The sequence below is a fragment of the Nonomuraea sp. KM90 genome (assembly GCF_052246675.1).
In the GTDB taxonomy this organism is placed as follows: Bacteria; Actinomycetota; Actinomycetes; order Streptosporangiales; family Streptosporangiaceae; genus Nonomuraea.
On record NZ_JBQQCB010000064.1, the window covers coordinates 1 to 13606 of the forward strand.

General features: G+C 71.7%; 15 protein-coding genes and 1 pseudogene. 7 read left to right on the forward strand and 9 right to left on the reverse strand.

Annotation, left to right across the window (positions count from 1 at the left end; genetic code table 11):
• Window positions 1-401, reverse strand: a pseudogene (locus ACTWPW_RS40020) (hypothetical protein); the annotation flags it as partial.
• A 125-nt stretch (window positions 402-526) separates the two neighbouring features.
• On the opposite strand from ACTWPW_RS40020, the gene ACTWPW_RS40025 reads away from it, so the two are divergent.
• The 4 genes from ACTWPW_RS40025 to ACTWPW_RS40040 all read left to right on the forward strand — a co-directional run bounded on the left by ACTWPW_RS40025 (window position 527) and on the right by ACTWPW_RS40040 (window position 3247).
• Complete coding sequence (locus tag ACTWPW_RS40025; RefSeq protein ID WP_375116212.1) at window positions 527-1144, forward strand: AMIN-like domain-containing (lipo)protein; 618 nt, start codon at window positions 527-529, stop codon at window positions 1142-1144.
• A gap of 4 nt (window positions 1145-1148) precedes the next feature.
• Window positions 1149-1499 (forward strand): cupin domain-containing protein, encoded by a 351-nt coding sequence (locus ACTWPW_RS40030; RefSeq protein ID WP_375116213.1) that lies wholly within the window; start codon window positions 1149-1151, stop codon window positions 1497-1499.
• 66 nt (window positions 1500-1565) lie between these two features.
• Complete coding sequence (locus ACTWPW_RS40035) at window positions 1566-2639, forward strand: adenosine deaminase (RefSeq protein WP_375116214.1); 1074 nt, start codon at window positions 1566-1568, stop codon at window positions 2637-2639.
• Window positions 2636-3247: a PH domain-containing protein gene (locus tag ACTWPW_RS40040; protein WP_375116215.1), complete on the forward strand. Its 612-nt coding sequence runs from the start codon at window positions 2636-2638 to the stop codon at window positions 3245-3247. Before ACTWPW_RS40035 ends, ACTWPW_RS40040 begins: the two co-directional genes overlap by 4 nt.
• On the opposite strand, the gene ACTWPW_RS40045 is transcribed toward ACTWPW_RS40040, so the two are convergent.
• Genes ACTWPW_RS40045 through ACTWPW_RS40055 form a run of 3 tightly spaced genes read right to left on the reverse strand, consistent with a single transcriptional unit; the run spans window position 3237 to window position 6071 of the window.
• Window positions 3237-3965, reverse strand: coding sequence for an enoyl-CoA hydratase/isomerase family protein (locus tag ACTWPW_RS40045; protein ID WP_375116216.1), 729 nt, complete (start codon window positions 3963-3965; stop codon window positions 3237-3239). The two genes, ACTWPW_RS40040 and ACTWPW_RS40045, sit on opposite strands and share 11 nt — an antisense overlap.
• Complete coding sequence (locus ACTWPW_RS40050) at window positions 3962-5434, reverse strand: AMP-binding protein (protein WP_375116217.1); 1473 nt, start codon at window positions 5432-5434, stop codon at window positions 3962-3964. The genes ACTWPW_RS40045 and ACTWPW_RS40050 overlap by 4 nt, the downstream gene beginning before the upstream one ends.
• Window positions 5394-6071: a TetR/AcrR family transcriptional regulator gene (locus ACTWPW_RS40055; protein ID WP_375116218.1), complete on the reverse strand. Its 678-nt coding sequence runs from the start codon at window positions 6069-6071 to the stop codon at window positions 5394-5396. Before ACTWPW_RS40055 ends, ACTWPW_RS40050 begins: the two co-directional genes overlap by 41 nt.
• Window positions 6072-6183: 112 nt before the next feature.
• Between ACTWPW_RS40055 and ACTWPW_RS40060 the strand changes: the two genes are divergently transcribed.
• From ACTWPW_RS40060 to ACTWPW_RS40070, 3 genes are read left to right on the forward strand one after another with little or no spacing between them, the layout of a single operon-like run.
• Window positions 6184-6993 carry a MerR family transcriptional regulator gene (locus tag ACTWPW_RS40060; protein WP_443171741.1) on the forward strand — a complete coding sequence of 270 codons (810 nt, stop codon included), beginning with the start codon at window positions 6184-6186 and terminating at the stop codon, window positions 6991-6993.
• Between the two features lies 1 nt (window position 6994).
• Entirely contained in the window at window positions 6995-7900 is a 906-nt protein-coding gene (locus ACTWPW_RS40065) for a sigma-70 family RNA polymerase sigma factor (RefSeq protein ID WP_443171742.1), read from the forward strand.
• A gap of 15 nt (window positions 7901-7915) precedes the next feature.
• Window positions 7916-8401 (forward strand): GyrI-like domain-containing protein, encoded by a 486-nt coding sequence (locus ACTWPW_RS40070; RefSeq protein WP_443171743.1) that lies wholly within the window; start codon window positions 7916-7918, stop codon window positions 8399-8401.
• A 255-nt stretch (window positions 8402-8656) separates the two neighbouring features.
• On the opposite strand, the gene ACTWPW_RS40075 is transcribed toward ACTWPW_RS40070, so the two are convergent.
• The 5 genes from ACTWPW_RS40075 to ACTWPW_RS40095 are packed head-to-tail and all read right to left on the reverse strand — an operon-like array spanning window position 8657 to window position 13563.
• Complete coding sequence (locus ACTWPW_RS40075) at window positions 8657-8833, reverse strand: hypothetical protein (protein ID WP_443171744.1); 177 nt, start codon at window positions 8831-8833, stop codon at window positions 8657-8659.
• A gap of 4 nt (window positions 8834-8837) precedes the next feature.
• A complete protein-coding gene (locus ACTWPW_RS40080; RefSeq protein WP_443171745.1) occupies window positions 8838-10466 on the reverse strand; it encodes a phospho-sugar mutase in 1629 nt (542 codons plus the stop codon).
• The gene (locus tag ACTWPW_RS40085; RefSeq protein ID WP_443171746.1) at window positions 10463-11266 is read right to left on the reverse strand and encodes a purine-nucleoside phosphorylase; all 804 of its coding nucleotides are present in this window, start codon (window positions 11264-11266) and stop codon (window positions 10463-10465) included. The genes ACTWPW_RS40080 and ACTWPW_RS40085 overlap by 4 nt, the downstream gene beginning before the upstream one ends.
• 3 nt (window positions 11267-11269) lie before the next feature.
• Window positions 11270-12574: a M20/M25/M40 family metallo-hydrolase gene (locus ACTWPW_RS40090; RefSeq protein ID WP_375116225.1), complete on the reverse strand. Its 1305-nt coding sequence runs from the start codon at window positions 12572-12574 to the stop codon at window positions 11270-11272.
• The gene (locus tag ACTWPW_RS40095) at window positions 12571-13563 is read right to left on the reverse strand and encodes an Lrp/AsnC family transcriptional regulator (RefSeq protein WP_375116226.1); all 993 of its coding nucleotides are present in this window, start codon (window positions 13561-13563) and stop codon (window positions 12571-12573) included. Before ACTWPW_RS40095 ends, ACTWPW_RS40090 begins: the two co-directional genes overlap by 4 nt.
• Between the last annotated feature and the right edge of the window lie 43 nt (window positions 13564-13606).

Consider the following 13606-nt stretch of genomic DNA (forward strand, 5'->3'; position numbering starts at 1 on the left):
GGGTGGGTGGCCTGGAGGTGGGCGCGGGCCTGGTGGAGCTCCTTGTCCAGGACCGCGATCCACAGGCCCGTGACCGCCGCCGCCTGGTGCGGGGGCAGCCCGTCGTGGAAGCGCGCGACGACGGCGGCCCTGGCCTTCGGCGGCAGGTCGCCGAGCAGGTACGCCCCGGGCTCCCGCGGCGCCGGCACCCGTACGGACTGGTAGCGGCCGTACAGCTCGCGCAGCACCGCGTGCGCCGGGTGGTTCCAGCGGACCGAGGACCAGCGGCGGCAGACCGTGACCAGCGACTCGATCGCCAGGTCGCGGGCGCGGTCCGGGTCGCCGGTCAGCAGGTACGCGGTGCGGGCGAACGAAGGCCCGTAATTAGCCAGAAAAATCGATAAATCGTTCGATTTGATCACGTATATGACTCCTTGTGGACTGATCAGGGTAGAGGTCGCCCGCGGTCCGATGGAAGGCCCACGAAACCCCGTACCGATCCGCCGCCACACCGCTTGCAGGCCCGTGGGCTGGGCATCTACCGGGCATGCGCCCGTCATCCCCGCACCGCCGCGGCCGGCCGTCGCGCGCCCGCGCGGCCGTCCCGCTCGCCTGCCTCGCCGTGCTGACCGCCTGCGGCACCGCCCAGCAGGCCACCCTGCCGGACTCGCCTCCGGCGACCGAAACAGGCCCGGAAACAGGTCCGGGGACGGCAACGGCCACCGAGCCCGGCACCCCGACCAGCACCGCCGAGGTGGAGGTCAACCGCGACGGCATCGAGCCCGCGGTCGTGACGGCCGTGCGATACGCCGCCCACGGCACGTACGACCGGCTGGTCGTGGACCTCAAGGGCGGCATCCCCGGATACACCGTGAAATGGATGGACGAGCTCGTACAGGACGGCTCGGGCAAGCCCATCGACGTGCGCGGCGGCGCCTACCTGCAGCTCACGCTCTTCCCCGCCAACGCCCACGACGATGAGGGCGTGCCCACCTGGCACGGCGGCCCCATCTACCCGGCGAGCCTGGACAACCTGACCGACGTCGTCAGGACCGGCGACTTCGAGGGCCGCGTCGGCATCGGTCTGGTGCTGGCCCGGCGGTCCGCGTTCCGGGTCACGGAGCAGGGCTCGCCGAACCGCCTGGTCCTCGACGTGGCACACTGACGTCGTGGTGAGAAAGATCGAGGGCCCGGCCCGCATCCCCGTACCCGGCGGCAAGCTCATCGACGAGCACGTGGGCCGCGTCAGCAGTGGCGACGAGGAGATCTCCATCGCCCACATGACCGCTCCGCCGGGCTGGGAGGAGCCGGCGCAGACGCCGTCGTTCACCGAGTACACCGTGGTCCTGCGCGGCACGGTGATCGTGGAGCACGCCGAGGGCAGTACGCGCGTCGAGGCCGGGCAGTCCGTGGTGACGTCGCCGGGCGAGAAGGTCCGCTACAGCGTCGGGCCCGAGGGCGCCGAATACATCGCCGTGTGCCTGCCCGCGTTCTCGCCGGAGAGCGCCGGACGGGATTGAGCCCTCGCCGGCGGAGCCGGGCCGCGTCATGGCGGGAGGGCTGGACGGGGCTCATATCATGGCCAGATGAGCCCCACCCTTGACCAGATCCGGCGGGCTCCCAAGGTGTTGCTGCACGATCATCTCGACGGCGGGCTCCGCGCCGAGACGATCGTCGAGCTGGCCCGGGAGACCGACTACGGCCGGCTGCCCACCCACGATCCCGACAACCTGCGCCTGTGGTTCGAGGAGGCGTCGGACTCGGGGTCGCTCGAACGCTACCTGGAGACGTTCGACCACACGGTCGCCGTCATGCAGACCCGCGAGTCGCTCGTGCGCGTGGCCGCCGAGTGCGCGGAAGACCTGGCCGACGACGGCGTCGTCTACGCCGAGGTGCGCTTCGCGCCCGAGCAGCACACCACCCTGGGGCTGAGCCTCGACCAGGTGGTGGAGGCGGTGCTCGAAGGGTTCGGGCAGGGCTCGGCGGGCCGCGGCATCCGGGTGGGCACGCTGCTCACGGCCATGCGGCACCAGGCGCGCTCCAGGGAGATCGCCGAGCTCGCGGTGCGCTACCGCGACGGCGGCGTGGTGGGGTTCGACATCGCGGGGGCCGAGGCCGGCTACCCGCCCACCAGGCATCTTGACGCGTTCGAATACCTGCAGCGGGAGAACGCCCACTTCACCATCCACGCCGGCGAGGCGTTCGGGCTGCCGTCGATCTGGCAGGCCATCCAGTGGTGCGGCGCCGACCGGCTGGGCCACGGCGTGCGCATCATCGACGACATCTCCGTGGCCGACGACGGGTCCGCGAAGCTGGGGCGGCTGGCGGCGTACGTCCGCGACAAGCGGATCCCGCTGGAGATGTGCCCCACCTCCAACCTGCAGACCGGGGCCGCGGCGTCGATCGCCGAGCACCCCATCGGGCTGCTGCGGCGGCTGCACTTCCGGGTCACGGTCAACACCGACAACCGGCTGATGAGCTCGACCAGCACGTCGCTGGAGTTCCACAAGCTGGTCGAGACGTTCGGCTACGGCTGGGACGACCTGCAGTGGTTCGCGGTCAACGCGATGAAGTCGGCGTTCATCCCGTTCGACGAGCGGCTGGCGCTGATCAACGGCGTGATCAAGCCGGGGTTCGCCCAGATCAAGTGGCAGCCGTGAAGCAGGTCTACCGCTCCAGGACCGCATTCGTCCTGGGCTGGGTGTGGCTGGGTTTCGTCGCGCTCAACGTCTGGGACCTGACCGCCCGCTACAGCGGCAAGGCGTCGCTGGTGGCGCTGGCCGTGCTCGGGATGCTGACGGCGCTGGTCTACACGGTCGCGCTGCGCCCCGCCACCGTCTTCACGGAGGCGGGGCTGGTGGGGCGCAACCCGTTCCGCACCACGTTCCTGCCGTGGGCCACGATCGAGGACGTCACGGTGTCCCACTCCGTCAACATCCACCACGGCGACGGGCAGGTGCTGCGGTTGTGGACGCCGATGAGCAGCGCGCGCGAGCGGGCCAAGGCGCAGCGGCGCGGCACCACCACCCCGCAGCGGGGGCGCTACAAGACCGAGCCGACGCTGTCGAAGGGCGAGCAGGCGGCGGCGGAGGCGTTCGCGGGCAAGACGCACGCCGACTGGGTGGGCGACCAGATCCGCGAGCGCGCCGAGTCGGCCCGGCGCCGCGGTGAGGAGGCGGCGCCGGCCCGGGTGAGCTGGTCCTACGACGCGATCGCGGTGCTGGTGGTGGGGGTGGCGCTGGTTCTCGCGGCCGTCGTCATCCCCTAGCCCTGTTGACGAACCTCGACATCCCGGCCTGGGCGATGCCCGACGCCTCCACCTGCTTGGCCGCCTCCGTCTCCACCTGGAAGGCCCGCTCGACCTCCGCCAGCGGCGGGCGCAGCAGGGCGAGGTGGACGGCCGTGGCCGTGCCGGGGGCGGTCCAGTGGCGCACGCGGGCGATCGCCGACTCCACCAGCTCCTCCGGGGCCACGATCTCGTCCAGCAGGCCGACGGCCACGGCCTGCTCGGCGCTCATGCGGGTCGAGTCGAGCACCAGCCGCAGCGATCTCGCGCCCACCAGGCGGGGGAGCAGGTAACTGGCGGCGTTCGAGATCGACAGGCCGATGTGGTTCTCCGGGAGGAAATACTCCGTCGCCGGTGTGCCGATGCGGGTGTCGAAGCAGAGCGTCCACTCGGCGGCACCGCCCACGGCCAGGCCGTTGACCGCGGCCACCACCGGCACCCGCGTCTCCAGCACGGCCCTGGTCATGTCGTGGAAGAGCTCCACCTCCTCGACCAGCGACCGGCCGACGGCCTGGTGGATGTCCTCGCCGGCCGAGAACGCCCGTCCGGTGCCGGTGACCACGATGCCTCTGGCGCTGCCGCCGTGCTCGCGGATGGCCGCCGCCAGGTCCGCGCGCATGGCGGCGGTGAGGGCGTTGAGCTTGTCGGGGCGGGCGAGCGTGATCAGGGCCACCTCGTCGCGTACGGTCACGTCGATCATTTCTGCTCCTTGTCGACCGGGATGGCTGGGGCGGCGCGCTGGTCGCGCCCGGGTGGGAGGAGGTGGCGCTTCTCGACGCGGGCCGACGGGGTCAGCGGGAACTCCTCGACGAACTCGACGTACGCCGGGATCTTGAAGCGGGCCAGGCGCTCCCTGGCGTGCTCGATCACGCTCTTCGCGGTCTCGGGGGTGGCGGCGTGGCCGGGGCGGAGCTGGAGGAACGCCTTGGGCAGCTCGCCGAACAGCTCGTCCGGGATCGGCACCAGGGCCGCCGACAGGACGGCCGGGTGCCGGGCGAGCACGCTCTCCACCTCGGCGCAGGAGATGTTCTCGCCGCCCCTGCGCACCATGTCCTTGATCCGCCCGGCGTGGTGGATGTAGCCGTGTGAGTCGCGGAAGCCCAGGTCGCCCGTGTGGTACCAGCCGTCCCTGAAGGCGTGGGCGGTGGCCTCCGGGTGGTTCCAGTAGCCCTTCATCATGGGCACGCCCCTGACCAGGATCTCGCCGGTCTCCGCGGCGAGCTCCACCTCCTTGCCGGGCGGCGCCAGGCCCATGGCGCCGGTGCCGACCGTCTCCTCCGCGTCGAGGGGCACCACCAGGTCGGGGCCGCTCTCCGTGGAGCCGTACAGCTCCCGCCAGGGGGTCCCCCAGCGCTCCTCGAACGTGCGGTGCAGGTCCGGCTGGATGCCGGAGCACAGCACCACGCGCATGCGGTTGTCGCGGTCGTGCGGGTGGGGCGGCTGCTTGTGCATCAGGAGGGGCATCGTGCCCAGCACGTACGTCAGCGTCGCCCCGTGCTCCCTGGCCGAGGCCCAGAAGCCGGAGGCGGAGAAGCGGGGGAGCACCACGAGGGGGATGCCGCCGAGGAGGCAGAGGAGGGTGACCCACTGGGGGTCCATGTACGAGTACGCCTGCGCGATCATGAAGACGTCGTCGTCGCGCAGGCGTACCTGGTCGGCGGCGATCCGGGCGGTCCTGAGCCAGTAGTCGTGGGTGAGCATGCAGGCTTTGGGGAAGCCCGTGGTGCCCGACGTGTACTGAAAATTCGCCACATCATCGGGATTGGCCGGTGCGGTGGGGCGGGGGGTTCCGTCCTTCAGGGCGTCCAGGAGGTGCACCGTGCCGGGAAGGTGCGGGGCGTGCTCGGCGGTCGTGACGGTGGCCACGGCGCCCGAGTCGCGCAGGACGTGCTCCAGGTCGGCGGCCCGGTAGCGGACGTTCACCGGCACGGTGATCGCGCCCGCCTTGAGGATCGCCAGCCAGCTCAGCGGCCAGCCGGGCACGTTGTCCATCATGATCGCCACCCGGTCGCCCGGGCGTACGCCCTTGTCGATCAGGGCTCCGGCCAGCCGGTCGGAGCGTTCGTCGGCGGCGGCGAAGGTCAGGGAGGTGTCGGGGAAGCGAAGGAACTCGCGGTCGCCGTACGTGCTAGCGGCGTGCCTCATCAGGTCGGGGATCGTGTCGTGCATCCGGCGGCTCCCAGGGGAATTCGGGCAGCAGGGAGGGATCGGCGGTCGCGACGACCTGGGCCGGGGCGCGGACGGCGGCCAGGCCGATCGTGACGAACTCGGCGCACACCTGCTCCAGCGTGGAGTCCCCGTCGGGGCGGTACCACTCGCTGGTGCCGGTGCACATGGACATCAGGGCGAGCCGGGTCAGCCGCTGGTCGGCGAGGCGGAACGTGCCCTCGGCGACCCCGTCGGCCAGCGCGTCCTTCCAGTGGGCCTCGTACGCGTCGCGCAGGGTGATGATCTCGTCGTGGGCGGCGGAGCCGGGGGTGAGGGAGCGCAGCTCGCCGTCCATGACGCGGGTGGTCATGGGGTTGCGGGCGTGGATGGCGGTGAGCGAGCTGATGAGCAGGGAGAGGCGGTCGGCGGGGCGTTCGTACGGGGCCAGCATGCGCTCCGTGGCCTCGATCAGCCCGCGCTGGGCCACCCGCATGAGGTCGGCCAGCAGGGCTTCCTTGCTGGTGACGTGGTGATAGATCCCGGCGTTGGTCATGTTGACCGCCTTGCCGAGGTCTCTGATGCTCGTGGCGGCGTAGCCCTGGCGGGCGAACAGCAGCACCGCCGCCGTCCTGATCCGCTCGCCGGCGTCGTTGGTCATGGACTCCTACCGAACGTTCGGTCGCCCGCTTTAACCCGAAAATACCCCAAGATATGAGAAACCGCCATAGGTTGACCCTGACACGGTGTCAGGCGCTAGACCTGGGGAGGACATGTTCAGCATCGGAGACTTCGCCAGGCTGGGGCTGGTGTCCGTACGCATGCTGCGCCACTACGACGCCATCGGCCTGCTGCGCCCCGCGCACGTGGACCCGGCCACCGGATACCGCTCCTACCAGGCCGAACAGCTTGCCCGGCTCAACCGCATCGTCGCGATCAAGGATCTCGGCTTCACGCTGGAGCAGGTCAGGGCGATCCTCGACGAGAAGGTGAGCACCGAGGAGCTGCACGGCATGGTGCGCCTGCGCCGCGCCGAGCTCGAGGCCCGGATCAGCGCCGACCTGGCCAGGCTGCGGAGCGTCGAGGCGCGGCTGCGTACGATCGAGACGGAGGGGCACATGCGTACGGCGGAGGTCGTGCTGAAGCGGGTCGAGCCCGTCCGCGTCGCCCAGCTCGCCGCCAGGGCGGCCAGTTACCAGGGCGAGGACATCGGGCCGGTCATCGGCCCCCTGTTCGAGGAGCTCTGCCGGCGGGTGGCGGCCGCCTGCGTCCGGATCGCCGGGCCCGGCATCGCCCACTACCGGGAGGAGGCCGACGGCTCGATCATGGTGCACGCCTGCCTGCCGGTGAACGTGGCGCCCGGCGGCCACGACTTCGAGGTGGTCGACCTGCCCGCCGTCGAGACGGCCGCGACGATCATCCACCACGGGTCGATGGAGGACGTGGGGCCGACGTTCCAGGCGCTGGCCCACTGGATCGAGGAGAACGGCCGCCGCTCCCGCGACCTGGCCAGGGAGATCTCCCTGCACTGCCCGGACAACCGGGACGAGTGGGTGACCGAGCTGCAGATCGAAGTGAGCTGACATGGAGCTGGAAGCGCACCGGGCCGAGCTGACCGGCTACTGCTACCGCATGCTCGGCTCCGGGTTCGAGGCCGAGGACGCGGTGCAGGAGGCGTTCGTCAGGGCGTGGCGCACGTACGACCCCGGCCGCGGGCCGCTGCGCCCGTGGCTGTTCCACCTGGCCACGAACATCTGCCTCGACATGCTCAGGGGCCCGCAGCGCCGCGCCCGCGCCATGGACCTCGGCCCCGCCGCCGTCCCCGGGGCCGAGCTGGGCGTGCCGCTCCCGGAGAGCCGCTGGGTCCAGCCCGTGCCCGACGCCCGCGTCCTCGACCCCGCCGACCTGGCCGTCTCCAGGGAGACGGTGCGCCTGGCGTTCGTGGCGGCCCTGCAGCACCTGCCGCCCCGGCAGCGCGCCGTCCTCATCCTCCGCGACGTGCTGAAGTGGAGCGCCGCCGAGACCGCCGACCTGCTGGCCACCACGGTCACCTCGGTCAACAGCGCCCTGCAACGCGCGCGGACCCGCCTCCCGGCGACGGCCCCGCTCGACGCCGAGGTGGACGAGGGGCTGCTGGCCCGGTACGTGTCGGCGTTCGAGCGCTACGACGTGGACACGCTGGTGTCGCTGCTGCACGAGGACGCGACGTCGTCCATGCCGCCGTTCACGTGGTGGTTGCGGGGGCGCTCGGACATCCGGGCGGTCCTGCTCGCCTCGGGCGCGCCCTGCGCCGGGTCCCGTCTGCTGCCGACGCGGGCCAACGGCTGCCCGGCCTTCGGGCAGTATCTCAACGGGGAGCCGTTCGCCCTGGTCGTCATGGAGGTGGCCGGGGGGCTGATCGTGGGGGAGACCACTTATCTCGATCCCGGGTTGTTCCCGTTGTTCGGGCTGCCGATGAGTTTCGAGGCCGCGCTCCGTACTGAGGGATGAAGGAGGCAACACAACATGCCACAGATCGTCGAATTCGCCGAACGTCCGTACGCCGGGGTGCGCCGTACCATCACCATGACCACCTTCGGCCTCGTCGCGGACCGCATCGGTGAGATCATCGGCTGGCTGGCCGAGCGCGGCATCGCCCCCGCGGGGGCGCCGTTCCTGAGGTACCACAGCATTGACATGGCCAACGACCGGTTGGTGGTGGAGGCCGGGGTGCCGGTCGCCACGCCGGTGGAGGGCGAGGGTGACATCCTCCCCGGCACACTGCCCGCCGGCCGCTACGTCGCCGTCTCCCACCACGGCCACCTCGACCAGCTCGCCGGCGTCATCGAGTCCCTGCTGAAGTGGGCCGGCGAGCAGGGCCTGGAGTGGGACATGACCGACAAGGACGGCGTGGAGCACTGGGGCTGCCGTCTGGAGCTCTACAACACGAACCCGATGGTCGAGCCCGACATGAACAACTGGGACACCGACCTGCAGTTCCGCCTGGCCTGACCCCTCGGGCAGCGGGACCCGCGCCCCAGGTCCCGCTGCCCGATCCGCCACCTGCCGCCGCCCGGGCACGTCGCGGCCGCTGCGCCACTTCACGGATCCGACCATCGTGATCGTCTTCGCGACGGGCTCCTTGTTCGCGCCGAAGGGCTTGCGGGTCCGCAATGTGGTGGCGGCGCTCCGTGGCCGGCCGGACGGATGGTCAGTGCCGAGGTCGGGTCCAGGATGGCGGCACGCAGGGAACAACAGCTCGTGGGCTCACGCGCCGCGCATGAACGCCAGGTCCTCCCCCCAGGAATCCAGCACGTCCCCGTGCCCGGCCGCCCGCGCGTGGGCGGTGGCGGTGCCTTCGCGGGCCTGGGAGCCGCTCAGCACCACCCCCGTCACCGCCGGGTCCGGCCCGATCCGGGCCATGAAGTCCTCGAACGTCTCCATCCCGCTAGAGTGCCAGCCGCGCCGCCAGATCCGCTCTCAGGGCGTCGAGCTGCTCCTCCGCGCGGCTCCTGGCCTCGGCCGGCGTGCCCGTCACCGGGACGACGACCTCCAGGTAGCACTTCAGCTTGGGCTCCGTGCCCGAGGGACGTACGACCACGCGGGCGTCCCCCGACAGGCGGTAGCGCAGCCCGTCGGTCGGCGGCAGGCCCCCGTCGCCCTTCGTCAGGTCGTCGGCCCGCTCCACCGCAAGGCCCCCGAGCGTCGCGGGCGGGTCGGCGCGCAGCCCGGACATGGCGGCGGCGATCTGCGACAGGTCGGCCACCCGGAACGACAGCTGCGACGTCGCGTGCAGCCCGTAGCGCCGGGCCTGGTCGTCCAGGAGGTCCAGCAGCGTACGGCCGTCGCGCTTGGCCGTCGCCGCGATGCCCGCCACCGTCAGCGCCGCCCCGATCCCGTCCTTGTCCCTGACCGGCAGGCCCGCGTCGGACCCGACGCTGTAGCCGATGGCCTCCTCGTAGCCGAACACCAGCCCGGGACCGGCCTTGATGATCCACTTGAAGCCGGTCAGCGTCTCGCCGTACCGGATGCCGTGCGCGCGGGCGATCTTGCCGAGCAGGGTGGAGGAGACGATGGTGGTGGACACCATGCGGTCGCCGGTGGTGTGCGTGATCACGTGCTCGGCGAGCAGGCCGCCGACCTCGTCGCCGGTCAGCATGCGTACGCCGCCGCCGGGCAGCGGCACGCCCACCGCGCACCGGTCGGCGTCGGGGTCGTTGGCCAGGACCAGGTCCGCGTCCAGCTTGGCGGCCAGGGCGGTGGCCAGGTCCATCGCCCCCGGCTCCTCCGGGTTGGGGAAGGAGACCGTGGGGAAGTCGGGGTCGGGGTCGCGCTGCTCCTCGACCGCTATCGGGCTCTCGAAGCCGGCGGCCAGGAAGGCGCCGGTCAGGACGGCCGCGCCGACCCCGTGCAGCGGGGTGTAGGCCACGCGCAGGTCGCGGTCCTCGCCCAGGGGCAGGGACGTCACGGCGTCGATGTAGTCGTCGACGATGCCCTCGCCCAGCTCCGTCAGGGTGCCGGGACCGTTCAGCGGCAGCTCGTCCACCCGGCCCACGGCGTCGATGGCGGCCGAGATCTCGGCGTCCAGCGGCGGCACGATTTGGGAGCCGTCACCCCAGTAGACCTTGTAGCCGTTGTCGCGCGGCGGGTTGTGGCTGGCCGTGACCGTCACCCCGGCGTCCGCGCCGAGGTGCCGCACGGCGAAGGCGAGCACGGGCGTGGGGAGCGGCCCCGGCAGCAGGGACGCGTGCAGCCCGGCTCCCGTCAGCACCGCAGCGGTGTCGCGGGCGAACACGTCCGACTTGTGCCGGGCGTCGTAGCCGATGATCACGTGCTTGCCCGGCCCGAGCACCTTGGCCAGGCCGGCGGCGGCCCGCATGACGGTCACCCGGTTCATCCGGTTGGGGCCCGCGCCCAGCTCGCCGCGCAGCCCCGCCGTGCCGAACTCCAGCTTGGCCCCGAATCGGTCCTGGACGGCCGCCAGGTCCTCGCGCTCGATCAGCTCGGAGAGCTCGGCCCGGGTGTCGGGGTCGGGGTCCTGCGCCAGCCACTCGTTCGCCTCCCGCAGCAGGCTCACAGCCGGTCCACCACCTTGGCCAGCAGCACGCCCATGCGGGCGGCCGTGGCCCGGCCCACCTCCAGGACCTCCTCGTGGTTGAGCGGCTCGCCGGACAGGCCCGGGCCCGGGTTGGTGACCAGGGAGATCCCGAGCACCTCCATGTCCGCCTCGCGGGCGGCGATGGCCTCCAGGACGGTGGACATGCCGACCATGTCGCCGCCCAGCGTGCGGAGCATGCGGATCTCGGCCGGCGTCTCGTAGGTGGGGCCGCGGAAGGCCACGTAGACGCCCTCGGCCAGGGTCGGGTCGATCTCGCGGACCAGCGCGCGCAGGCGGCCCGAGTAGACCTCGGTGAGGTCGATGAACGTGGTGCCGGTGATCGGGTTGGCGCCGGTCAGGTTGATGTGGTCGCTGATCAGGACGGGGTCGCCGACGTTCTGCGTCTCGGGCCGCAGGCCGCCGGCCGCGTTGGTGAGCACGATCGTGCGGACCCCGGCCGCGGCCGCCGTGCGGACGCCGTGCACGACCGCGTCCACACCGAGCCCCTCGTACAGGTGGGTACGCCCGAGGAAGATCAGCGCGTGCCGGCCGGTCGAGGTGCGTACGACGCGGATCTTGCCGCCGTGCCCCGCCACGGCCGGGGCGCGGAAACCCGGCAGGTCGGTGAACGGGATCTCGCTCACCGTCTCGCCGATCGCGTCGGCGGCGGGCACCCACCCCGACCCCATGACAAGTGCCACCTCGAAGGTGTCGAGCCCGGCGGTGCTGCGCAGCGCCGCGGCGGACTCGTCGGCCAGGGTGTATGCGTCTTTGCTCACATCTCAGTAGTTTAGGAGGAGCCTGTCCAGAACCCGCACCCCGAACTGCAGCGCGTCGACCGGCACCCGCTCGTCCACCCCGTGGAACATCGAGGCGAAGTCCATGTCCGCCGGGAGCCGCAGCGGCACGAACCCGAACCCGCGCACCCCCAGGTCCGCGAAGAACGTCTTGTTGTCGGTGCCGCCCGACATGCAGTACGGGATCGCCCGCGCCGACGGGTCCTCGGCCTTGAGCGCCGCGACCATCGACTCCACGAGGGCGCCGTCGAACGAGGTCTCCAGCGCGATGTCGTGGTGGATGAATTCGCGCCGCACCTTCGGCCCGAGCAGCCCGTCCACGGTCTTGAAGAACTCCTCCTCGAACCCCGGCAGAAAGCGCCCGTCGACCACGGCCGTGGCCTGGCCGGGGATGACGTTCGACTTGTAGCCGGCGCCGAGCTGGGTCGGGTTCGTGGTGTTGCGCAGCGTGGCGCCGACGAAGCGGACCAGCGGCCCGATCCTGTCCAGGACGGGCTGCGGGTCGTCCTCGTCGAACGGGATCCCGAACGCGTCGGCGACCTCGGTGAGGAACTGGCGGACGGTGGGGGTGTAGGTCAGCGGCCAGTCGTGCTCGCCGATCCTGGCCACGGCCCTGGCGACCTCGGTGACGGCGTTGTCGGCGTTCAGCATCGAGCCGTGCCCGGCCGTGCCGTCGGCGATCAGCTTCATCCAGGCCAGGCCCTTCTGGGCGGTCTCGATCAGGTAGAGCCGCAGGGACGGGTCCACCTCCAGGGAGTAGCCGCCGACCTCGCTGATCGCCTCGGTGACGCCCTCGAACAGCTCGGGGTGGTGGGCGGTGAGGTATTTCGCGCCGTACACGCCGCCGGCCTCCTCGTCGGCCACCCAGGCGAAGACCATGTCGCGCCGCGGCCTGAGCCCCTCGCGCTTGAAGCGGCGCAGCACCGCCAGCATCATCGCGTCCATGTCCTTCATGTCCACGGCGCCACGGCCCCAGATGTAGCCGTCGCGCACCTCGCCCGCGAACGGGTCCACCGACCAGTCGGCGGCGTTGGCCGGCACGACGTCCAGGTGGCCGTGCACGAGCAGGGCGGGCAGCGACGGGTCGGTGCCCTCGACGCGGGTGATCACGTTGCCGCGGCCCGGCTCGCTCTCGATGTAGGTGGACTCGATCCCGACCTCGGACAGCCTGGCCATGACGACCTCGGCCGCGGCCCGCTCGCCGGGGCCGCTGCCGTCCCCGTAGTTGCTGCTGTCGGCGCGGATCAGCTCGACGCACAGGTCGGCGACTTCCAGTTCGGCGGGTGTCATGGCGTTTTCTCCCAACGGTGGTCCAACGTGAGCAGTCCGGACTTGTGGAGGTGGCCGCGCTTGTAGGCGCGGGTGATCAGGGTGAGGTCGACGTCGGTGATCTCGTCGAACCGGCCGACGACGCCGGTCATGAACCGGTAGAGGTCCGCCTCGTGCGCCGACACGACCTGCACGATGAGGGAATGCGTGCCCGTGGTGGCGGCGCAGTAACGGACGTTCGGGTGCGCTGCCAGTTCCTGGCCGACCAGGTCGAGACCGTGAGGGCGGACCTTCAGCCACAACATGGCCTCGACCTCCAGGCCGAGCAGCGCGGGCTCCACCTCCGCCCGCGGCAGCAGCAGCCGCCGCTCGATCAGCGAGGTGACCCGCCTGCGGGCGGTCGGCACGGAGATGTCCAGCCGCTCGGCGACCGCGGTGAAGGCGATCCGGCCGTCGGCGGTGAGGAGCTCGGCGATCTCCTGCTCCAGAGGTGACAGGCCGTCCTCGTCGGGCAGGCACTCCGGCAGCGGGTCCGGCCGCAGCTCGGCGACCTCCCGCTCGGTGAGGTACGGAGCGTGCCACTCGGCCACGGTCCTGAACGTGTGGAGCACGACTTGAGTCTGCGTCTGCAGGACGCCGTCGATGTCGGAGACCTGCGAGGACAGGATGCGGTGCAGGTCCTCCCGCGAGGGGGAGACCAGCTCGCAGCCGATGTCCGCGGCGCCGGTCAGGGAGTAGACCGACCGCGTGTCCGGCCGGTCGGCCAGCGCCTTGGCGACCTGTGCCGCCGTCCCCGGGCGTACCTGGACGTGCAGGTGCACGGGGCGGCCGTGCCCGGTGCGCAGGTCGTCGTAGATGGCCGTGACCCGGACGACCCCCTCCGAGATCAGCCGCTGCAACCGCCGGGCGACCGTGCGCTCGTGCTCGCCCACGGCCCTGCCGATCTCGCCCCACGAGGCGCGCGGGCTGACTTGCAGGGCGGCGACGAGTCGCCGGTCGAGAACATCCACCTGCGGCCGTTTCTGTGTCGGGATTGTAAATATTGGTCCGGAC